Source organism: Microbispora triticiradicis, assembly GCF_005864065.1.
In the GTDB taxonomy this organism is placed as follows: domain Bacteria; phylum Actinomycetota; class Actinomycetes; order Streptosporangiales; family Streptosporangiaceae; genus Microbispora; species Microbispora triticiradicis.
In genome coordinates this window covers 167737-188416 of the sequence record NZ_VANP01000015.1, presented here as the reverse complement: position 1 = coordinate 188416, position 20680 = coordinate 167737, and the positions used below count along the sequence as shown (strand labels likewise).

20 protein-coding genes are annotated in these 20680 nt (G+C 72.0%); 12 read left to right on the top strand and 8 right to left on the bottom strand.

What is annotated here, in order from left to right:
- Positions 1-5 precede the first annotated feature (5 nt).
- Positions 6-1424 carry a MocR-like pyridoxine biosynthesis transcription factor PdxR gene (gene pdxR / locus FED44_RS29905; protein ID WP_138462785.1) on the top strand — a complete coding sequence of 473 codons (1419 nt, stop codon included), beginning with the start codon at positions 6-8 and terminating at the stop codon, positions 1422-1424.
- Here the strand turns inward: pdxR and FED44_RS29900 are convergent.
- A complete protein-coding gene (locus tag FED44_RS29900) occupies positions 1411-2622 on the bottom strand; it encodes an MFS transporter (protein WP_138462784.1) in 1212 nt (403 codons plus the stop codon). The genes pdxR and FED44_RS29900 overlap by 14 nt on opposite strands.
- Before the next feature lie 358 nt (positions 2623-2980).
- Here FED44_RS29900 and FED44_RS29895 point away from each other — a divergent pair, with 358 nt between their 5' ends.
- Entirely contained in the window at positions 2981-3643 is a 663-nt protein-coding gene (locus FED44_RS29895) for a DUF1707 SHOCT-like domain-containing protein (RefSeq protein ID WP_244302378.1), read from the top strand.
- Positions 3644-3658: 15 nt separating this feature from the next.
- On the opposite strand, the gene glpX is transcribed toward FED44_RS29895, so the two are convergent.
- Positions 3659-4687, bottom strand: coding sequence for a class II fructose-bisphosphatase (glpX, locus tag FED44_RS29890; protein WP_117408364.1), 1029 nt, complete (start codon positions 4685-4687; stop codon positions 3659-3661).
- A 169-nt stretch (positions 4688-4856) separates the two neighbouring features.
- Between glpX and FED44_RS29885 the strand changes: the two genes are divergently transcribed.
- Positions 4857-5474, top strand: coding sequence for a TetR/AcrR family transcriptional regulator (locus tag FED44_RS29885; protein WP_138462783.1), 618 nt, complete (start codon positions 4857-4859; stop codon positions 5472-5474).
- Between the two features lie 46 nt (positions 5475-5520).
- Entirely contained in the window at positions 5521-6063 is a 543-nt protein-coding gene (locus FED44_RS29880) for a DUF4245 domain-containing protein (RefSeq protein WP_138462782.1), read from the top strand.
- 195 nt (positions 6064-6258) lie between these two features.
- Here FED44_RS29880 and FED44_RS29875 read toward each other — a convergent pair whose 3' ends face one another.
- Positions 6259-6540 carry an exodeoxyribonuclease VII small subunit gene (locus FED44_RS29875; RefSeq protein ID WP_117408373.1) on the bottom strand — a complete coding sequence of 94 codons (282 nt, stop codon included), beginning with the start codon at positions 6538-6540 and terminating at the stop codon, positions 6259-6261.
- A 136-nt stretch (positions 6541-6676) separates the two neighbouring features.
- Here FED44_RS29875 and asnB point away from each other — a divergent pair, with 136 nt between their 5' ends.
- The gene (gene asnB, locus FED44_RS29870; RefSeq protein ID WP_138462781.1) at positions 6677-8518 is read left to right on the top strand and encodes an asparagine synthase (glutamine-hydrolyzing); all 1842 of its coding nucleotides are present in this window, start codon (positions 6677-6679) and stop codon (positions 8516-8518) included.
- 28 nt (positions 8519-8546) lie between these two features.
- On the opposite strand, the gene xseA is transcribed toward asnB, so the two are convergent.
- Entirely contained in the window at positions 8547-9764 is a 1218-nt protein-coding gene (gene xseA / locus FED44_RS29865) for an exodeoxyribonuclease VII large subunit (protein WP_138462780.1), read from the bottom strand.
- Between the two features lie 233 nt (positions 9765-9997).
- Positions 9998-11374 carry a DUF8129 domain-containing protein gene (locus FED44_RS29860; RefSeq protein ID WP_138462779.1) on the bottom strand — a complete coding sequence of 459 codons (1377 nt, stop codon included), beginning with the start codon at positions 11372-11374 and terminating at the stop codon, positions 9998-10000.
- Between the two features lie 130 nt (positions 11375-11504).
- On the opposite strand from FED44_RS29860, the gene FED44_RS29855 reads away from it, so the two are divergent.
- Entirely contained in the window at positions 11505-12470 is a 966-nt protein-coding gene (locus FED44_RS29855) for a 4-hydroxy-3-methylbut-2-enyl diphosphate reductase (protein ID WP_138462778.1), read from the top strand.
- Positions 12471-12517: 47 nt separating this feature from the next.
- On the opposite strand, the gene FED44_RS29850 is transcribed toward FED44_RS29855, so the two are convergent.
- The gene (locus FED44_RS29850) at positions 12518-13090 is read right to left on the bottom strand and encodes a DUF6542 domain-containing protein (protein WP_138462777.1); all 573 of its coding nucleotides are present in this window, start codon (positions 13088-13090) and stop codon (positions 12518-12520) included.
- Between the two features lie 10 nt (positions 13091-13100).
- On the bottom strand, positions 13101-14402 hold the full coding sequence (locus tag FED44_RS29845) for a DNA recombination protein RmuC (protein WP_138462776.1): 1302 nt from the start codon (positions 14400-14402) through the stop codon (positions 13101-13103).
- Positions 14403-14511: 109 nt separating this feature from the next.
- Between FED44_RS29845 and ychF the strand changes: the two genes are divergently transcribed.
- Positions 14512-15600, top strand: a complete 1089-nt coding sequence (gene ychF, locus FED44_RS29840; RefSeq protein WP_117410304.1) for a redox-regulated ATPase YchF — start codon at positions 14512-14514, stop codon at positions 15598-15600.
- Positions 15601-15617: 17 nt separating this feature from the next.
- Here the strand turns inward: ychF and FED44_RS29835 are convergent, their stop codons facing one another.
- A complete protein-coding gene (locus tag FED44_RS29835) occupies positions 15618-16013 on the bottom strand; it encodes a MerR family transcriptional regulator (protein ID WP_244302377.1) in 396 nt (131 codons plus the stop codon).
- A 55-nt stretch (positions 16014-16068) separates the two neighbouring features.
- Here FED44_RS29835 and FED44_RS29830 point away from each other — a divergent pair, with 55 nt between their 5' ends.
- The 5 genes from FED44_RS29830 (at position 16069) to FED44_RS29810 (ending at position 20673) form a co-directional block, all read left to right on the top strand.
- Positions 16069-17022 (top strand): oxidoreductase, encoded by a 954-nt coding sequence (locus tag FED44_RS29830; protein WP_138462774.1) that lies wholly within the window; start codon positions 16069-16071, stop codon positions 17020-17022.
- An 85-nt stretch (positions 17023-17107) separates the two neighbouring features.
- Positions 17108-17851: a group II truncated hemoglobin gene (locus FED44_RS29825; RefSeq protein ID WP_138462773.1), complete on the top strand. Its 744-nt coding sequence runs from the start codon at positions 17108-17110 to the stop codon at positions 17849-17851.
- A 363-nt stretch (positions 17852-18214) separates the two neighbouring features.
- Positions 18215-18955 (top strand): hypothetical protein, encoded by a 741-nt coding sequence (locus FED44_RS36120; protein WP_167521631.1) that lies wholly within the window; start codon positions 18215-18217, stop codon positions 18953-18955.
- A gap of 372 nt (positions 18956-19327) precedes the next feature.
- Entirely contained in the window at positions 19328-20335 is a 1008-nt protein-coding gene (locus tag FED44_RS29815; RefSeq protein ID WP_117410299.1) for a conjugal transfer protein, read from the top strand.
- Positions 20336-20400: 65 nt separating this feature from the next.
- Positions 20401-20673 carry a hypothetical protein gene (locus tag FED44_RS29810; RefSeq protein WP_244302382.1) on the top strand — a complete coding sequence of 91 codons (273 nt, stop codon included), beginning with the start codon at positions 20401-20403 and terminating at the stop codon, positions 20671-20673.
- The last annotated feature ends 7 nt before the right edge of the window (positions 20674-20680 follow it).

The following is a 20680-nucleotide window of genomic DNA, read 5'->3' as shown; positions in this document are numbered from 1 at the left end:
GTCCAATGGGCGATCTTCACCTGGTGGTCGACCGGAGCGCGGGCGGGCTCGCCGCGCAGATCGCCCGCGAGGTGCGGGACGCGGTGCGCTCCGGGCGGCTCGGCCCGGGTGCCCGCCTGCCGGCCACCCGTGACCTCGCCCGCGACCTCGGCCTGTCGCGCGGCGTCGTCGTGGAGGCGTACGAGCAGCTCGTGGCCGAGGGGGTGCTCGAAAGCCGCACCGGCGCCGGGACCCGTGTCGCGACGGGGGCCGGGCGGCACGCGGCCGAGGAGCCGGCCGGGCGCGAGGGGGAGGGCCGGCCCCACTACGGGCACCGGCCCACGTCGCCGGACCTCGGCGCCTTCCCCCGGCAGGCCTGGCTCGCGGCCGTCCGCCACGTCCTCGCCACACTGCCGAACGACGCGCTCGACTACAGCGATCCCGGCGGCGTGCCCGCCCTGCGCCGCGAGCTCGCCGCGTACCTGGGCCGGGTTCGGGCGGCCGACGTGACGCCGGAGGACGTCGTGATCCTCACCGGGATGGCCCAGGGGCTCAGCCTCGTCCTGCACGCCCTGGCGCGCGAGCGGGGCCGCGGCGCCGTCCTGGCCGTCGAGGACCCGACGAGCGCGCGGCAGCTTCCGCTGCTCCGCCGGACCGGGGCGCGGCTCGTCCCGGTGCCCGTCGACGGGGAGGGGATCGTCGTCGAGGACCTCCCGGCCGGGGCCGACGCCGTGCTGGTGACCCCCGCGCACCAGTACCCCACCGGTGTCGTGCTGTCCCCGCGCCGCCGCGCCGCCCTGGCCGACTGGGCCGCCCGCACCGGCGCCCTGGTGCTGGAGGACGACTACGACGCCGAGTTCCGCTTCGACCGCGATCCCGTCGGGTGCCTGCAGGGCCTCGCGCCCGGCCGGGTCGTGCTCGCGGGCAGCGTGAGCAAGGCCCTCGCGCCGGGGCTGCGGCTCGGCTGGATCGCCGCGCCGCCGGGCCTCGCCCGCGCCGTACGGCTCGCGCGTGAGGAGTTCGACCTCGGTTCCCCGGTTATTGAGCAGTACGCGCTCGCCCACCTGATCGCGAGCGGTGCGTACGACCGGCACCTGCGCCGGATGCGCCGGGAGTACCGGCGGCGCAGGGACGCGCTCGTCGGCGCGCTCGCCGAGCACCTGCCCCGGCTCGCCGTACGCGGCATCTCGGCCGGGCTGCACCTCTACGCTGTGCCGGACGCCGTGCCGGACACGGTGCCGGACGCAGGGACGGACATGGTGCCGGACGCGTCCGCCCTGGCTGCGGCGGCCCGGGCGGCCGGCCTGTCGGCCGAGGTCGCGACCCCGGCCCTCGGGACCGCGGAAGGGCGGCCGGTGGGGCTCGTGATCGGGTTCGCCCGCCTGCCCGTCCACCGCGTCAGGGAGGCCGTACGCGCGATGGCCGAGGAGGTCAGGACGCGATAGGGGCCGTGGTGGCGGCGCTCCCGGCCGTACGCGGCTGGAAGCCCCGGGCGAGCAGGATGATCGCGGCGGCCAGCACGAGCGGCGCGGCGAAGGCGACCTGGTAGCCGGAGGCGTCGGCGATGCCGCCCACCAGGGCGGCGCCGACGATGAACCCCACGTAGTTGAACATGTTGACCCGGGCGATGGCCACGCCCGTGCCCGCCGGGTCGAGGCGGCCGGCCGCGCTGAACGACTGCGGGGCCACCACCGACAGGCCGATCCCGGTGAGGGCGAAGCCCGCGATGGCCGCGGGCGCCGACGGAGCCGCCACGATCGCGAAGAAGCCCAGCGTGGCCACTGCGCCGCCCGCGCGCACGATCGCCGCGGGGCCGAACCTGCGCACCGCGAGATCGCCCCCGACGCGGACGAGGAACGTCGTGAGCTGGTACGCCCCGAGAGCCAGCGGGATCACGGGCGTCGAGGCGTGCACGACCCTGTCCATGAAGACGGAGCCGAAGTTGGAGATCGACGAGTCGCCGACGTAGAGGAACGCCATCGCGAGGCAGAGGGGGATGATGGGACGCCACGCCACCCCCGCCTTGACCGTCGCCTGCCCCGGCGTCTCCGCTGGGGTTCCGGTCCGGTGGCGGTGCTCCTCACCCGGGAGATAGAGCCACGCCGAGGCGACCAGCGCGACGGCGACGGCCGGGACGAGGGCGATCGCGAAGGTGGCGGGCAGCCCGAGGCCGATCCCGGCCGCCGCCGACGCCCACAACGCGCCGGCGACCGCCGCCGCGCTCCACAGCGCGTGGAAGCCCGTGAGCACCGCCCGGCCGTACTCCCGCTCGACCGCCACACCCTGCATGTTCATGCCCGCGTCCACCCCGCCGAGCCCCAGGCCGAACAGGACGTTCGCCACGACGAGCATGGGGACGTTCGGCGCGAGCCCGGCGAGCACCACGGCCGCGCAGGCGAGCGGCTGCGCCAGGCGCAGCACCAGGCGGCTGCCGTACCGGGAGGCGGCGGTGCCCGCGAGCACGCTCCCGGCGCCCGCGATCACCGGCACGACCAGGAGCAGGATGGACAGCTCGCCGTCGGTGAGACCGTGCTTGCGCTGCAGCGTGGCCACCTGGGTGAGCAGGGTGGCGAAGGTGAGGCCCTGGACGGCGAACACGGCGAAGGCGGCGAGCCGCGCCCGCCGGTCACGAGGCGTGGGCACCGTGTTCCCTACCGTGCTGCGCACCGTGTTCCCAAGCGTGCTGGGCGCCGTGTTCCCAAGCGTGCTGGGCGCCGTGTTCCCAAGCGTGCTGGGCACTGTGCTCCCAGCCGTGCCTCCACAGGCGGCGCTCGCGACGGCGGCGAGTCCCGCGGACGGCGACCCTCACGGGCATCGCGACCCTCACGGACATCGGGGCCTCCACCAACATCCCAGGCCTCCAGGAACATGAGGAGAGTTCAGGTTTTCGCCAGCGTAGGAGCAGCGCCGCGCCCGGTCAATGGTCCGGTCCGCGGCGCGACCGGAGCCGCGTGGCCGCGGAGACTGTGAGGCGTGCCGCGGACCGCATACCCTCGAAGATGTGAGCAGCGAGTCCTCAGCCGCGAAGTGGATCTCCACCTTCCTCGCGTCGCGCGCTCCCGGCACCCCGGGCAGCCCCGCGACGCCCGATCCCGGGCTGATGCGCGCGTCGGACGCCGACCGGGAGCGGGTCGTCACGGTGCTGACGGACGCCGTCATCGACGGGCGCCTGACCCCGCTGGAGCACGAGGAACGGGTGGAGCGCGTCTGGGCCGCCCGCACCCTCGGCGAGCTGGCCGAGCTGACCGTCGACCTGCTGCCGCCGGAGAGCCAGCCGTTCCGCATGGACAACCGTCCCGTCACCGCCTTCTTCCGTACGGAGACGCGCGGCGGCCGGTGGGTGGTGCCCTCGCAGATCCCGGTGACGTCGCTGGGCGGCACGGTCTCGATGGACCTGTGCGAGGCGCTCCTCCAGTCGCGGCACGTGGTGGTCCAGCTTGCCGTCATGGCCGGCACGGTCACGCTGCTCGTCCCCGAGGGCGTGCGGATCGTGACCGCGCCCACCGCCCGCGTGCGGTCCTTCCGCAACGAGGTGCGGCTCCCGGCGGGCGCGACCGATCACGCCCCGGACGCGCCCGTGATCGAGCTGGCCGGGTTCGTCTTCGGCGGCAAGGTCGTCGCCCGCTCGCCGAAGCGCCCCCGCCGCCGCCTGTTCGGGCGGTGAGCCCCGCCGGGCCCGCTAGACGGCCGTGTCGAAGTTGATCGCGCTGTAGGCGCCGAGCTTCCAGAGCTGGTGCTCGCTCTCGATCTTGCGGATCGTCCCCGAGCGGCCCCGCATCACGAGGGAGTGCGTCACCGCCGCGCCGCCCTGGAACCGCACGCCGTGCATCAGTTCGCCGTCGGTGATGCCCGTGGCGGCGAAGAACACGTCGTCGGAGCGTACGAGGTCGTCGGTGGTGAGCACCTGGTCCGGGTCGAGCCCGGCGTCGAGGGCCCGGAGGCGCTCGGCGTCGTCGCGCGGCCACAGCTTGCCCTGGATCACCCCGCCCATGCACTTGAGCGCGCAGGCGGCGACGATGCCCTCCGGGGTGCCGCCGATGCCGAGCATGAGGTCGACGCCCGTGCCGGTGCGGGCGGCCATGATCGCGCCGGCCACGTCGCCGTCGGTGATGAAGCGGATCCGGGCCCCGGTCTCCCGGATCTCCTTGACGATGCGCTCGTGCCGGGGCCGGTCCAGGATCACCACGGTCACGTCGGACGGCTTGGCGCCCTTGGCCCGCGCCACGGCCCGGATGTTGTCGGCCACCGGAGCGTCGATGTTCACCTGCCCCGCCGCCTGCGGGCCGGTGACGAGCTTCTCCATGTAGAACACCGCAGAGGGGTCGTACATCGAGCCGCGCTCGCTCAACGCGATCACGGAGATCGCGTTGTTCATGCCGAGCGCGCACAGCCGGGTGCCGTCGATAGGGTCCACGGCCACGTCGCACTCGGGCCCGGTCCCGTCGCCGACCCGCTCGCCGTTGTACAGCATCGGGGCGTTGTCCTTCTCGCCCTCGCCGATCACCACGGAGCCCTTCATCGAGACCGTGTTGATCAGCTGGCGCATGGCGTTGACGGCGGCGCCGTCCGCGCCGTTCTTGTCCCCGCGCCCCACCCAGCGGGCCGCGGCCATCGCCGCCGCCTCCGTCACCCTGACCAGCTCAAGAGCCAGGTTGCGGTCGGGTGCGCGTTCTCCCGCAGCCAGTGCCGCCGGTACGTGATCAGCCATTGATCCCCTCACGTCGCAAGCTCCGCTATGGGCGATCGTAATGCGCGAAGGGGGCTTCTGTCCGATTGGTCTGAACCTGTCGGGCCAGGTCGGAGGCGTTCCAGGCGCGTGCCACGGGATTCGCGGGCGCGCGCCACGGGAGAGGACGGGTCGGGGATATCGTCGCCGCATGAGCGGCGACATTGGGCAACCCCCCGTACGGCCGGCCGAGCGGCCACTCGCGACGCGGACGTCGGACCGCGGGGCGGCCACGAGGGTCGCGCTCCTGGACGCCGCCAAGGAGACCTTCGTCACCCGCGGCTTCGCGGAGGCCGGCGTGACCGATGTCGTCGCCCGGGCCGGCGCCAGCGTCGGCAGTCTCTATCACCACTTCTCCGGCAAGGCCGACCTCTATCTCACGCTGTTCGAGGAGTTCCAGAAGCGCCAGGCCCAGCGCACCCGGCAGGCCGTGCAGGAGGCGAGGGCGGCGGGGGAGACCGGCCCGATGCCCCAGTTCCTCGCCGCCGCCCGCGCCTACCTGGAGGGCTGCCTCGCCGAGCGCGACCTCGCCGCGCTCTTCCTGCGGGGCGACGCGCCGCCCGGGTTCGAGGTCGTCATGCGGGAGCGGCTCCGGCAGTGGGCCAGGCGCACCGCCGCCCTGTTCGAGCACGAGGACGCGCTGGTCCTGGTCGTCACCGGCGCCCTCGCGGCGGTCGTGCAGGAGGTGACGTTGTCCGACGATCCCGCGGCGGCCCGGCGGATGGCCGAGGACGCTCTTCGCATCATTGGCAATATCCGGCAACCCTGACCGCCGGTACGGCCGGCGGCCACCCCGGTGGCTAATCTGGCGTGACGTGGGACGATTCACGCAGGGCTTCTTCGGTTACGCGTTCGCGCTCCTCGTCTGCCTCGCCGGCGTCGGGTTGTTCCTGCTCGTCACGCCGCAGAGCCGCACCGAGCACATCCCGCGGGTGCAGTACGGCATCGACCAGGCCAACGCGGTCCGCGCGGCGCCGTACGAGGTCGTGGCGCCGAGGCAGGTCCCGGCGAACTGGGTGCCCAACAGCTCCCGGCTGACCCAGGACGGCGGCGTCGTGACGTGGCGGCTGGGATTCGCGACCGGTGAGCGGGAGCACGCCATGGTCGCCCAGAGCGACGAACGCCCGGTCGCGGGGTTCGTCAACCGCATGACCAACACCGACAAGCCCGGCGGGAGCCGCCAGATCGACGGTGTGACCTGGGAGGAGCGGGTGCGGCCGGACAAGAACCAGCGGTCGCTGGTCTGCGTTCTCCCCGATCACGCGGTGGTCGTCACGGGGACGGCCGGCTGGGAGGAACTGAGCGCCCTCGTCCGCACGCTCACCCCGCAGCCCTCGCCGACGCCCGCGTCCGGCTGACCGCGGACCTCGGCCGGAGGCGTCCCGGCCGGCGGCTCGCCGCCCTCTGGCACGCCCGGTGCCGCGACCGCTGACGCCGTCACCACCTCCGCCGGTCGGGACGGCCGGTGGCCGCAGCCCTCGCCCGGCGTCAGATGACGCTGCCACCACGTCCGCCGGTCGGGACGGCCGGTGGGTCACCGCCCCCGCCCGGTGTCAGAAGGGGGCGTCCTCAGGTCCGTTCGGCTGGGGCTCCTGCCGCTGGGCCATCGCGGCGGCCAGCTTGGCGCGCGCGCCCTGGAGCCACTCCTCGCAGACGGCGGCCAGCCTCTCGCCGCGCTCCCACAGCTCGATCGACTGCTCCAGCGTGAGCCCGCCGTTCTCCAGCCGCCGCACCACGTCGGTCAGCTGCTCGCGGGCCTGCTCGTACGACGGGGTCTGCCCGTCCTGCGCGGAAGCCGGTCCGTCCTGCGGGGGAGTCTGCCTGTCCTCGCTCACGCCCTCCACCTTAGAGGCCGGGACCGACACTTCGCGGCCTCATAGCGATGCCTGATTTGGGCATAAAAGTCCTGATTGGGCCGTTGCTTAGGTGTACTAACCATCTGCGGGAGTGATGAACCGGGGGGTCATCTCCATGTGCGGAATCAGTGGCTGGGTGGACTACGGACGCGATCTCCGGGAGGAGCGGCAGACCGTCCAGGCGATGACGGACACGATGGCGTGCCGGGGGCCGGACGCCGAGGGGGCCTGGCTCGCCCCGCACGTCGCGTTCGGCCACCGGCGGCTCGCCATCATCGACATCGAGGGCGGCCGCCAGCCGATGACCGCCGAAGCCGGCGGCGAGGTCCTGGCCGCTCTCACCTACAGCGGCGAGGTCTACAACTTCCAGGAGCTGCGCGACGAGCTCCTACGGCTCGGCCACACCTTCCGGACCAGGAGCGACACCGAGGTCGTCCTGCGGGCGTACCTCGAATGGGGCGACGACTTCGTCTCCCGGCTCAACGGCATGTACGCCTTCGCGATCTGGGACACCCGGCGCGAGGAACTGCTGCTCGTGCGCGACCGCATGGGCATCAAGCCGCTGTACTACTACCCGACGTCCGACGGGGTGCTGTTCGGCTCGGAGCCGAAGGCGATCCTGGCCAACCCGCTCGCCGAGCGGGTCGTCGACGCCGACGGACTGCGGGAGATCCTCGCCTTCGTGAAGACCCCGGAGAGCGCGGTCTTCCGCGGCATGCACGAGGTACGGCCCGGCCAGGTGGTCAAGGTGCGCCGCGAGGGGCTGAGCAAGCGCCGTTACTGGGAGCTTGAGGCCCGCGAGCACACCGACGACCTGCCGACGACCATCCGGACCATCCGCGAACTGCTCGACGACATCGTCGCGCGGCAGCTCATCTCCGACGTGCCGCTGTGCACGCTGCTGTCCGGCGGCCTCGACTCCAGCGCGGTCACCGCCCTCGCGGCCCGCGCGCTGCGCGGCCGGGGCACGGTGCGGTCGTTCTCGGTCGACTTCAGCGGCTACACCGAGAACTTCCAGCCCGACGACATGCGCGACACCCCCGACACGCCGTACGTGCACGACGTGGTGCGGCACGTGGGCGCCGACCACACGGACATCGTGCTGGACTCGGCCGACCTCATGGACCCGGCCGTGCGCGCGGCCGTACTGCGCGCGAGGGACGTCCCGCTCGGCATCGGCGACATGGACACCTCGCTCTACCTGCTCTTCAAGGCGATCAGGGAGCGCTCGACGGTCGCGCTGTCCGGGGAGTCCGCCGACGAGGTGTTCGGCGGATACCGGTGGTTCCACGACCCCGCGGCGGTCGGCGCGCACACCTTCCCGTGGCTCGCCACACAGAACCAGACCGGCCTGACCACCAGGGGCGAGTTCCTGAACGAGGAACTGCTGAGCAAGCTCGACGTCCCGGCCTACCGCGCCGACAGCTACCAGCGGGCGCTGGCCGAGGTGCCGCGGGTGCCGGGGGAGACCGGGCTGCAGAGGCGGATGCGGGAGATCAGCTACCTGCACCTGACCCGCTTCGTGCAGATCCTGCTGGACCGCAAGGACCGCATGAGCATGGCCGTGGGGCTGGAGGTCCGCGTGCCGTTCTGCGACCACCGCCTGGTCGAGTACGTCTTCAACGCCCCCTGGGCCATGAAGACCTTCGACGGCCACGAGAAGAGCCTGCTGCGCGCCGCGACGGCCGACGTGCTGCCCCGCTCGGTGGTCGAACGGCGCAAGGTGCCCTACCCCTCCACCCAGGACCCGGCGTACGAGCACGCGCTGCGCGCCGCCGTGGCCGACCTGCTGGGCGGAGAGCCGGCCATCGGCTGCCTGCTCGACACCGGCAAGGTGCAGAGCATCCTCGACCAGCCGGTGGGCGCCGTCAGCCTCCAGGGCTCCCGTACGGCCCTCGAAGGGCTGCTCCAGGTGAACGCCTGGCTCGACGCGTACGGCGTCCGGCTCGCCCTCTGACACCGGAAGGACGGTCAGGGGCGGGCTGTCAGGCGGACGGGGCGTCGGGGTCGGCGGTCACCGTGACGCGGTCGTCGGAGAAGCGGACGGTGAGCTCGTCTCCCGGCTTGACGTCGGCCGCCAGGCGGACGACCTCACCCGACGGGCGCTGCGCGATGGCGTAGCCGCGTTCCAGGGTCGCGGCGGGGGAGAGCGTCACGAGCCGGGCCCTGAGGTGTTCGAGCGAGTCGGCCGAGCGGTCCAGGGACGCGGAAAGACACCGCCGGGACCGTTCGCGCAGCGCGTCGACCTGCTCGGCCCGCCGGTCGAGCTCCCGAACCGGATCGGCGAGCGACGGCCGCGAGCGTACGGACTCCAGCCAGGACAGCTCCCGCTCGACCCAGCCGCGCAGCACCCGGCGGCCCCGGTCCCTCAGCTGGTGGACCAGGGTGAGCTGCTCGCCCACGTCGGGCACGACCTTCTTCGCCGCGTCCGTCGGAGTCGAGGCGCGCACGTCGGCCACGAGATCCAGCAACGGGCTGTCCTGCTCGTGGCCGATCGCGCTCACCACGGGGGTACGGCAGGCCGCCACGGCCCGCACCAGCGACTCGTCCGAGAAGGGCAGCAGGTCCTCCAGGGAGCCGCCGCCCCTGGCGATGACGATCACGTCGACCTCGGGGTCGGCGTCCAGCCTGCGCAGCGCCTCGGTCACCTCGCCCACCGCGTACGGCCCTTGCACGGCGACCTGCTCCACCCGGAACCGGACGGCGGGCCAGCGGCGGCGGGCGTTCTCCAGCACGTCACGCTCGGCGGCGGAGTCGCGCCCGCAGACGAGCCCGACCGTCCCCGGCAGGAACGGCAGCCGTCTCTTCCGGTCCACGTTGAACAGGCCCTCGCCCGCCAGCACCTGCCGCAGCCGTTCCAGCCGGGCCAGCAGCTCGCCGATCCCCACCGGGCGGATCTCCAGGGCGGTGAAGGCGAACGATCCTCTGTTGACCCAGAAGTCCGGCTTGACGTGCACCACCACACGTGCGCCGTCCACCGGGCGCGGCACACTGGCCTCGTAGACGCCCCGGGCGCAGGTGACCCGCGCCGAGACGTTCGCCACCGGGTCGCGCAGGGTCAGGAAGACGGTGCCGCCACGAGCCGTCAGCTCGGTGATCTGCCCTTCGACCCAGACGGTGCCCAGCTTGCCGATCCACTGGGCGACCATCTGCAGCACCGACCTGATCGGCAGGGGCGCCTCCGGAGACGTCTTCGCGCTCAACCAGTCCTCCTCGCCCGGGCCCGGTGACCATCGCCCACGGTCATCGCTTACGGTCTTCGCCCACGGTCATCGCTCACCGTACGCTCGCCGTGCAGCACCTGCAGGCTAGCCGCAGCGCCCGACAATCCCGCGTCCCGACGATCCCGCGGCCCGGCGGGGCCGGGCCGGACCTCGCCGGTGCTCAGGACACGATCGGCACTCAGGCGCCGCCGGTGCTCCGGAGGCGGCCGGTGTCAGGACTCGGACTGGAGCTTCGACAGCCGGTTCTGGAACATGCGGACCACCTCGGGACGGTTCGTGTGCGCCTTCTCGTAGTCGAGGAGCGCGTGCACCTGCTCGGCCGACTTGCCGCGCAGCCTCGACCGCAGCGACGCGATGGTGAGGTTGGCGTAACCCGGCATCGGCTCCGCCTGCTCACCCCCGCCCTCGCTCACGGCCTGCTCGCTCACGGCGGTCTCCGCGGCGGCGGGTTCGGTGCCGGTCTCGGCGGCGGTGGGCTGAGCGGCCGGCTGAGCGGCCGGCTGAGCGGCGGGCTGGGCGGCGGGCGCGGCCTCCGGGGTCGCGGCTGCCTCTTCGGCGGCGCTCTGCGGGGTCTTCGCGGTGGTCTTCCTGCGGGTTCTGGCGGGCTTGGGCGCGGCGGCCTCAGCCGTCGCTCCACCCGGCGCCTCGGCCGTCTCTGCGGCGGTGCCGGTGGTGGGGGCCTCGGTGGTGGGGGCCTCGGTGGTGGCCGCCGCGGCGGGCTTGCGGCGGGTGCGCGGCTTCTTCGCAGGAGCCACCGGCGCGGCCTCGGCTGCGGTGTCGGCGGCCGGCTGAGCGGCGGGCGCGGCCTCGGCGGCGGCGGGCTGGGTGGCGGGCGCGGCCTCCGGGGTCGCGGCTGCCTCTTCGGCGGCGCTCTGCGGGGTCTTCGCGGCGGTCTTCCTGCGGGTCCTGGCGGGCTTGGGCGCGGCGGCCTCGGCCGTCTCTCCGCCCGGCGCCTCAGCCGTCGCCGTCTCCGCTGCGGTCTCGGTGGTGGGGCCCTCGGTGGTGGGGGCCTCGGTGGCGGGGGCCTCGGTGGCGGCCTCGGTGTCCTGCGTGGTCTCCGCGGGCTCCGTCGTCTGGACGGCCTTCTCGGCCTCCGTGACCTCTGCGGGCTGCGGAGCCTCCGTGACCTGCGCGATCTCGGCGGTGGTCGTCTCGGTGGCCGGGGCCTCTGGTGTCACGGCCTCGGGCGCCGTCTCGGGCTTGGGTGTGCCGAGGGACTCGTGGACCTTCGCCTCGGGGGCCGGTACCGCTTCCGTCTCGGCCGGAGCGGGCGCAGGAGTGGCAGTGGGGGAAGTGGCAGCGGGAGCCGGGGCGCTCGCGGCCGTCTTCTCGCCGTCCCGCTCCGCCTTGCTCGGGCGGGGCGCGAAGATGACGGGCTCCCTGCGCGCGGCCGGTTCCGCCGAGGTCTCCTCGTCGCGGGTGGCGGTGTCCGGGGCCTCGGTCTTCTCGGAACGCTCCTCCTCGCCGACGACGAGGCGCACGATCCGCGACCTGACCTTGTCGCCGATGAGCAGCGCCTGACCGACGCCGTTCAGAGCGGTCTGGAGCATGAGCACGGGCAGATCCCGCAGCCGCTCCCGGCTCTCCATCGCGTCGCGTAGAGGTTTTGTTATAGCCCTAAGGAAGGACATTTCGGCTCCCGGGGAGATGTGTATAGATACGCCCAGTCTCGCAAGACCAGGGTCAAGAGGCGGCTCGCGTTCCACATAGCATAGGAACATGGACGTGCAGACCTCAGCGAACCGCCGTGTCCTGGTCGCCAAGCCCCGCGGCTACTGCGCGGGAGTCGACCGCGCGGTGCAGGCGGTGGAGCGGGCGCTGGAGCAGTACGGCGCGCCCATCTACGTACGCAAGCAGATCGTGCACAACACCCACGTCGTGAAGACGCTGGAGGAGCGCGGCGCCGTCTTCGTGGAGGAGACCGAGGAGGTCCCCGAGGGCGCGATCGTCGTGTTCTCCGCCCACGGCGTCGCTCCCGCCGTCCACGAGGAGGCCGCCGGTCGCCGGCTGAAGACCATCGACGCCACGTGCCCGCTGGTCACGAAGGTGCACAACGAGGCCAAGAGGTTCGCGGCCAAGGACTACGACATCCTGCTCATCGGGCACGAGGGGCACGAGGAGGTCGAGGGCACCGCCGGTGAGGCCCCCGAGTACATCCAGCTCGTCGACGGCCTCGACGGCGTCGGCGAGGTGACCGTCCGTGACCCGGAGAAGGTGGTCTGGCTCTCCCAGACGACCCTGTCGGTGGACGAGACCACCGAGACCGTCGCCCGGCTGCGTACGCGTTTCCCGAACCTCATCGATCCGCCGAGCGACGACATCTGCTACGCCACCTCCAACCGTCAGACGGCCGTAAAGCAGATCGCCGCGGAGTCCGACCTGGTCATCGTCGTCGGCTCGGCCAACTCGTCCAACTCCAAGCGGCTGGTCGAGGTCGCCAAGGACTACGGCGCCGCCGCCTCCTACCTCGTCGACGACGCCTCCTTCGTACGGGAGGAGTGGCTGGAGGGCGTCCGCACGGTCGGCCTCACCAGCGGCGCGTCGGTGCCGGAGGAGCTGGTGCAGGGCGTGCTCGCCAAGCTCGCCGGCCTAGGCTTCGCCGACGTCGAGGAGGTCGAGTCGGTGCAGGAGAGCATGCGTTTCGCCCTGCCCCACGAACTGCGCCGCGACCTGCGCGCCGGATAGACGCGCCTGCCTGAGGTCCCGCACGGACGACCGGCCGTGCGAACGGCCTACTCGTCGGCCGCCTTGCCGTACACGCGGGGTTCGAAGTAGCCCTCGGGCTCGGGGTCGAAGGCCTGGCCGCGGCCCCTGCGGGTGCGGCCGGGCGTGGCGGCGCGGGCCGCGCCGACCTTCGCGCCGCCGACCTTCGCGCCGCCGAGTCCCGCGCCGCCGACCCTCGCGCCGGCGGGTTCGGGCACGGCGCCCGTACGCAGTTCCCTGAGGTTGGCGGGCAGGCCGCGCACCCAGGCGACGCCCAGCGCCAGCGCCGAGCCGGCGAACAGCCACGGGGCGGCCGACGAGAGCGTGGTGAACATGCCGAGCCCGAACGTCGGGAGCATCGAACCGGACCCGAGCGACCGCAGCAGCTCCACGAGTAGGGCCGCGAGGAAGAAGACCAGCGGGGGCGTCACCACCAGCGGCAGCAGGTCGCGGGGCCGTACGAGCAGGACGGCCGCGAGGCAGCCGGCCACGAACGCGGGCCCGGGCAGCTTCGGCAGGAGACCCACCACGGTGATCACGAAGAGCATGACGATCGCCCCCCGAGCGGTCAGCCGCAGCCCGGCTCGACCGGTGCCTGTCATCGGGCCCCCCTCACGACAAGTCTCGCGCCAATTTACCGTTCTGACGATGCGGGGGAGGGGAGCTTACCCGCTCTTCACCTTCGAGTTCGGGGATGGCGACCGGCCGGGGGACCTCCTCCACCGCCGCCGGGGCGTCGAGCGAGTAGTCCACGAGACCGAGGTCGTTCATCCTCCGCGCGCTGACCAGGACGCGGCTCTCCAGGCTGCCGACCGTCTGGTTGTACGCGGTGACCGCCCGGGTGAGCGCCCTGCCCAGGGAGTCCACGTGCCTCCCGAGGCCGCCGAGCCGGTCGTACAGCTCCTTGCCCAGGTCGAACACCGCCTTGGCGTTCTCGCTGACCGCCGCCTGCTGCCAGGCGTACTGCGCGGTGCGCAGCATCGTCACGAGCGTCGTCGGGGTGGCGATGTGCACGCGCCGCCGCATCGCGTACTCCAGTAACCCGGGATCGCGCTCCAGGGCCGGCGCGAGGAACGCCTCGCCGGGGATGAACAGGACCACGAACTCGGGCGACGGGCTGAACGCCTGCCAGTACGACTTGGCCGCCAACCGGTCCACGTGCTCGCGCAGGTGCCGCGCGTGCGCGTCGAGCCGGGCCGAGGCGAAGGAGAGATCGGCGGTCTCGGCCGCCTCCAGGTAGGCCGCGAGCGACACCTTCGCGTCCACGACGACGTTCTTGCCGCCGCTGAGCCGTACGACCATGTCGGGACGGACCAGCCCGTCACGGGTGACGGCGCTCACCTGCTCGTCGAAGTCACAGAACCGGGCCATTCCGGCGATCTCCGCCACCCGCCGGAGCTGCAACTCTCCCCAGCGCCCCCGGGCCTCCGGCCGCTGGAGCGCCCGCACCAGCGCGTCCGTCTGGGCCTTCAGCCGTTCGGAGCTCTCCCGTACGAACTCCATCTGCTTGCTCAGCTCGGCCCGGGCGGCGCGGGCGCCCGACTCGCTCTCCCTGAGCTGGCTCTCCACCTTGGCGAGCGTCTCCCGGAGTGGCGCGACGAGGTTCTCGACCGCCTGACGGCGCTGGTCGAGGTCGCCGGCCGCCTCCGCTCTCGTCGTGTTGAGCCGGTTTTCGGCCAGTTCGAGGAAGCGCAGGTTGGCGACGTCGAGAGCGTGCGCGGAGATGGCCTGGAAGCGCTCGGTGAGCTGGTTCTCGACGTAGGCGACCTTGTCCTCCGCCGCCCGCGTCCTCGCCTCGGCCTCCGCCACCCTGGCGGCGGCCTCGGCCGTACGGCCCGCGGTTCGCATCCCGGCGAGCGCCAGACCGGTCACCAGGCCGACGGCGAGTCCCAGTACGAGAGCCACGACATCCACGGTCTGGATGATTTCAGGCATTGGCATGCCAAACGGGGAGGCGCGCCCAGGAGAGGGCCGGGGCCGCCGATGTCCGGCGCACCCGCCGAGGCCCCTAAACTCGTGGTACGTGAGCCTGAGCATCGGCATCGTCGGCCTGCCCAACGTCGGTAAGTCCACGCTTTTCAACGCGCTGACCAAGAGCGGGAACGCCCTGGCGGCCAACTACCCGTTCGCCACGATCGAGCCGAACGTGGGCATCGTGGGCGTCCCGGACGCGCGTCTGGACACGCTGGGGGAGATCTTCAACTCCGCCCGCATCCTGCCCGCCAAGGTGGAGTTCGTGGACATCGCGGGCCTGGTCAAGGGCGCGTCCGAGGGACAGGGCCGGGGCAACCAGTTCCTCGCCAACATCCGCGAGACCGACGCGATCTGCCAGGTGATCCGGGTCTTCTCCGACCCCGACGTGACCCACGTGGACGGCGAGGTGTCGCCGCAGCGCGACATCGAGACCATCAACACCGAGCTGATCCTCGCCGACCTGCAGACGATCGAGAAGGCGGTGCCCCGCCTGCAGAAGGAGGCGCGCACCAACAAGGACCGCAAGGTCCTGCTGGAGGCGGCCGAGGCCGCGGCGAAGCTCCTCGACACCGGCACGACCCTGTACGCCGGGGGCAAGGGCGCCGGCATCGACCTCGCCGACCTGCGTGAGCTGCACCTCCTCACGGCCAAGCCGTTCCTGTACGTCTTCAACCTCGACGCGGACGAGCTGACCGACGACGACCTGCGGGCCAAGCTCTCGGCGCTGGTGGCCCCGGCCGAGGCCGTGTTCCTCGACGCCAAGATCGAGTCGGAGCTGGTGGAGCTGCCCGACGACGAGGCGCTGGAGCTGCTGCAGTCCGTCGGCCAGGAGGAGTCGGGTCTCGCCCAGCTCGCCCGGGTCGGGTTCGAGACGCTGGGCCTGCAGACCTACCTGACGGCCGGGCCCAAGGAGGCGCGGGCCTGGACGATCCGCCGCGGCGCCACCGCGCCCGAGGCCGCCGGGGTCATCCACACCGACTTCCAGCGCGGGTTCATCAAGGCCGAGGTCATCTCGTTCGCCGACCTGGTCGAGGCGGGCTCGATGACCGCCGCCAGGGCCGCGGGCAAGGCACGCATCGAGGGCAAGGACTACGTCATGCGCGACGGCGACGTCGTGGAGTTCCGCTTCAACGTCTGAGCCGGCTTCGGCTGCCGTTACCAGGGCTCTCCGATGCCGTCGGCGGCGAGGTGCCGTTCGTACGCGGCCACCTTGCCGTCGACGAGGTCGAGACAGTCCTGCAGCTGCGCGATCCGCTCGGCGACGTGGCGGCGGTGTTCGCGCAGCACCTCGAGTCGTTCCGCTTCGTTGCCGGTGCCCTCGCGCACGAGCCGGGCCAGCCGGCCGATCGCCGCCAGCGGCATGCCGGAGGCCCGGAACTTCACGCAGTTGCCCAGCCACTCGACATCCCAGGCGCTGTAGACCCGCCGACCGGCCTCGTCGCGCAGCACCTCGCCCGCGAGCAGCCCTTCACGCTCGTACAGCCGCAGCGTGTGCACGCTCAGGCCGGTGCGCCTGGCCACCTCGCCGATATGAAGGACCTCAGCCGTCACGCGGTGATCGTAACCGGTTGACCTAGACCTCGGTCTAACACCTAGCGTCCGCGTCATGACCAGCGACACGACAGCTGACACAGGGCGGGACCCCGGGCGGGACACGGGACGGAGTGCCTTCGGCGCCGTCAGTACGGCCGGCGAGGTTCTCGCCGGGATCGACCTGACCGGCAGGACCGCGGTCGTCACCGGCGGATACTCCGGCGTGGGTCTCGCGGCCACCCGCGCGCTCGCCGGGGCCGGGGCGCGCGTCGTCGTCCCGGCCCGCCGGCCCGAGACGGCGCGGCAGGCACTGGCGGGCGTCGAGAGGGCCGAGGTCGAGCGGCTCGACCTCGCCGACCTCGATTCCGTACGGGCGTTCGCCGAGCGGTTCCTGCGCCGGAGGGCCACCCTCGACATCCTGATCGCCGCCGCCGGGATCATGGCCTGCCCCGAGACCCGGGTGGGGCCCGGCTGGGAGGCGCAGTTCGCCGTCAACCACCTGGGCCACTACGCGCTGACGCATCTGGTGTGGCCCGCCCTCACGGCCGCCGGTGCGGCCCGGGTCGTCTCGGTCTCCTCCGGGTACGGCGCGGACTGGCGCATCCGGTGGGACGACCCGCAGTTCACCCGCGGCTACGACAAGTGGGCCGCCTACGCCCAGTCGAAGCTCGCGAACATCCTGTTCGCCCGCCACCTGGATCGGCTGGGCGGGCCGTACGGAGTCCACGCGTTCTCGGTCAACCCCGGCTGGATCCGCACTCCGCTCCAGCGGCACCTGACGGACGGCGAGATGGTCGCCGCCGGCTGGATCGACGCCGAGGGCAACGCGGCGCCCGGTCTGTTCAGGACGCCCGAGCAGGGTGCGGCGACACCGGTCTGGGCCGCCACGGCCCGCGAGCTCGACGGACACGGCGGTGCCTACTGCGCCGACTGCCGCGTCACCGGGGAAGGCCCCGCGGATGACGGAGAGGCGGCCCGTCTCTGGGCGCTCTCGGCCGGCCTGACCGGCCTCGACCACATCCGCTGAGCCCTTCGCCCGAGGATCTCATTGATCGTTTCCCTGCGGACGGGTAGCTTGGCTCTGATTACATAATTACAAAGGGTGGGTGCTGGTGATCGTCGAATACATCCGTTACCGGGTCGCCGACGGGGAGGAGTTCGAGGCCGCCTACCGGCGCGCCGTCGTGCCGCTCGGGCGGGCGCCGCAGTGCCTCGACTACGAACTGTCCCGTTGCGTGGACGAGCCCGCGTGCTACATCCTGCGGATCATCTGGACCTCGGCCCGTGACCACCTCGAAGGCTTCCGCGGCAGTGAGCACTTCCGGGAGTTCTTCGCCGAGATCAAACCGTATGTGTCGGACATCGAGGAGATGCGGCACTACGAGAAGGTGATCGAGAAGACCGAGCCCACGCTGTTCGAGTGGGCCGGGGGCGCGCAGGCGCTGGACCGGCTGACCGAGGCGTTCTACGGGCGGGTCAAGGACGACGACCTGGTCGGGCCGCTCTTCGCGCACATGGACGCCCGTCACCCCGCGTACGTGGCGATGTGGCTCGGCGAGGTCTTCGGCGGCCCGGCCCGCTACAGCGAGGAGCGCGGCGGCCACTCGCACATGGTCTCCCACCACCTCGGCAAGGGCATCACGGAGCAGCAGCGCCGCAGGTGGGTGAGCCTGCTCATGGACGCGGCCGACGAGGTCGGGCTGCCCGCGGACCCGGAGTTCAGGGCGGCGTTCGCGGGTTACGTCGAGTGGGGGACCCGCCTGGCCGTCCACTTCTCACAGCCGGGCGTCACACCGCCGGGCGAGGAGCCGGTGCCGCGCTGGGGCTGGGGCGTCATGCCGCCCTACCAGGCCTGAACCCCGGGCCGGGCGTGCCTGGCCATCCGTCTCCTCACCTCAGCGTCCCCTTCCGTACAAGGAGGTCCCAAGACGCGTGGCGGTAACATCCGCCGCGGTTCTCCCATCGGTCAGATCCTCCATGGCCTGCGGAAACGCTTGTATCAAGTGCCCTGGACGCCCTCGGGACGTTCCATTGAGCATCGAATTGAGGCCGTTGGGCGGCAACTCGTCAGGTGAATCCTCCCTTTCAGCAATCGATCCCATTTCGGGCGGTATGCCGGTTTGATCCGGGAGAGGGAGGCGCCCGCGGCGCAATTCGGGAGTCAGGGAAAGCCCAGGTGGCTCGACCTGCGCGACCCGATACGGGCCCAAGGAGGGACCATGCATCGCAAGTCCGGACAGCTCGCTCTCTCGGCGATCATCGCCGCGACGTTCACGGCCGGAGGGGTCGCTCTGGCGAGCGGCGCAGCCTCCGCCGCCACGATCTCGCCGCAGGAAAGGGTGCCGGGCGGCTCGGCGCGCTCGCTGGCCTACACCACCGTCCTGGAGCCCTCGCTGAGCACGGTCGCCGAGGTGCCGGCCATCTCCACGATCGCCGTGCCGGAGCTGCCCGCCACCCTGGCGGCGATGCCGCAGGCGATCTCCACGTCCGCCCTGCCGGCGGGCATTCCGATGTCCGAGATCCCGATGTCCGAGATCCCGATGGCCGCTCCGATCGTGGCCGCCCGGCCCTCAAGCCTCTCGATCACCGTACGCGAGCAGTTCCCGAGCTCGTCGTTCTCACGCGAGTGGCGCGGCTCAAGCCTGAGCGGCCTGAGCAGCATGGGCGGCCTGAGCGGCACGATGGAGCAGGCGCGGGCCGACATCAACGCAGAGGCCGGCAGCGCCATGCAGCGCATCAGGGACGAGGCCGCCAGCGCCCAGAAGCGCATCGAGCAGCTGGCGAGCGACGCCATGGCGCAGCTGCCGAGCGAGTCGTCCTCGCTTCCGTCCTCGCCCGAGTCGTCACTGGAGTCGTCCCAGGAGTCGTCCGTCGAGTCGTCGGTGGAGTCGTCCACCTCCGGTGAGTCGAGCCTCGGAACGGAGAGTGAGGCGTCCTCCTCGTCCTCGTCCTGCCAGTGACGAGCGCGCACGACCGATCGGAGAGGGTCCCGCACGTGCCGCGTGCGGGACCCTCGCGTGCGGGGGCCGGCTCCGGGCGGTACGTCCGCATCGCCATCTCTCCAGGCTGTGAAGACACCAATAGGTGGCGGTTAGGTAATCGCCGACCCTGCTGGCCAGGCATAACGCGCTTTTCCACAGAGTGGATAGACGTGGCGCCTCACAACGCGATGTAGACCTAGTTTGCTCGCTCGCGGCGATGCTTGCACCATGGGCGTGGCTTACCTGGAAGAATTGGCTAGACCGCTAGGGTGAATACTTCAATGCGGCTAACCGGAACGAGAGCAAGAGGAAACCGCGCCAGCCGGATGGATCGGCGCGAGCGGAGGCGTGATGGCTCGCAGGTCAGACGTCCAGCAGGATCCTCGGATCGCTGGCGACCCTGAGCCGTACCCTCCGGAGGGCCTCGACCGGTCGATCGCCGCGCACGGCACGGCCCCCCGGCGCAGAGGATGGAGCGGCGGCGGAGGCCGCTGGCTCGTCTGGGCCGGACGCGCGATCCTCTGGGCCCTGATCATCGTGATCGTGGTCAACGGGGTCCGGGCGCTGTTCGAGCGCTCCATGCAGGACACCGGCACCGGCAGCGCCCCGGCCGAAACGGCCACGTCCACCTTCCCGACGACGCGGGCGGCGGCCTTCGCGGACCAGTTCGCGGCGGTCTACCTCAACTACGACGCGGCCAACCCGCAGCAGCGTGCGGAACGGCTGAAGGCGTTCCTGCCGGAGGGCGCCGACGCGCAGTTCGGCTGGAACGGCTACGGGCGCATGTCCGCCGGCGCCTTCCAGTACGCGGGAATCGACGTGATCGACGACCACAACGCCCGGGTGAGCGTGTCGTACCAGTCCGGGGACGCCCGTGGCCTGCTGTCCGTGCCGGTCTACTACGACGGCGGCAGGTTCGTGGTGTCGGCGCAGCCCGCCCTGCTGCCCGACCCCGGCCCGGCCGGTCTGCCGCAGCTTGCCGAACCCGACAGCGACTCCGCCACCGAGGCCGAACTGCGTCCCCAGCTCGAAGGCTTCTTCAAGGCGTACGCCGCGGGCAACCAGGTGGATCTGCAGCGGTACGTCGCGAACGGCGTGACGATCGAAGGCTTCAACGGCAGGTTCGCCTTCGCCGAGCTGAAGAAGGTGTCCGTGCCACCGGGTGGCGCCGACAGCAGGAAGGTGACCGCGGTGGTGGTGTGGGCAGTGGCCTCCGGGGACGCGGCGGCGCCGAGTCCGTCCCAGGACCCGGCGGGCGAGCCGGGGGGCCTCGAACAGGCCTACGAGCTGACGATCGAGAAGCAGGGCGGCAAGTGGTTCGTCAAGGGCATCCAGGGTGCGAACCGGTCCGTGGGGTAGCGCATGCCCGGCACAGACATCGCTGATCCATACCCCCGGGAGGGCGAGAGTTGATTGTGAAGACCATCGCGGATCATTTCCTTGATCTCGCCGCACCGTCGCCGGCGCCGGCGACGGGCATCAACACCGAAGGTCTCGCCGATTTCCTCAGGAAGTTCTTCGCCCCGCTGTTCCTCGCGGTCGTCTCCGTCGTGGCGATCTTCTTCCTCTTCACCCGTGAGATCACCAGGTTCGTGCAGTTCATCATCCTGGCGATCGCGATCGGTGTGATCTTCTACGTTCCCAACATCATCGAGGTGACAGCGAAGGCCATCGCGGGCGCGCTCGGGATCAAGTGATCGGGCG